The organism is Streptomyces sp. SID12501 (assembly GCF_010550245.1).
Lineage (GTDB): Bacteria > Actinomycetota > Actinomycetes > Streptomycetales > Streptomycetaceae > Streptomyces.
On the sequence record NZ_JAAGLU010000980.1, the window covers coordinates 1 to 397 of the forward strand.

At 70.5% G+C, this 397-nt stretch carries 1 protein-coding gene; it reads right to left on the reverse strand.

Annotated elements, in window-relative coordinates; all coding sequences use genetic code 11:
• Nucleotides 1-180 precede the first annotated feature (180 nt).
• Nucleotides 181-397, reverse strand: a 217-nt coding sequence (locus tag G3I71_RS49445) for a biotin/lipoyl-containing protein (RefSeq protein ID WP_164325531.1), incomplete at its 5' end; no start/stop codon positions are given.

Below are 397 nucleotides of genomic sequence, written 5' to 3' on the forward strand. Positions count from 1 at the left end.
GGAGGTTCCGGTCGACCCAGCGGGGTACGTCGTCGGCGTACCCCATGTAAGCCAGCGCCTCGGCCGCCATCGGCGCGTGGTTGACGAACCGGGGCCCGTGCTCGAACCCGACTCCGCGCAGCCGCTCCAGGGCTCCGCCCACGGCATCGGTGTAGGTCAGTGGGGACATGGGGTGTGCCCTCAGTCCTTGATGTCGCAGATGGCGGCGCCCGTCGACACGGTGGACCCGGTGGCGGGCAGCCCGCTGACGGTGCCGGAGCGGTGGGCGGTGAGGGGCTGTTCCATCTTCATGGCCTCCAGGACGACGATCAGCTCGCCCTCCTCGACCTTCTGGCCCTCCTCCACGGCCACCTTGACGATGGTGCCCTGCATCGGGGAGGCGAGGGTGTCGCCGGAG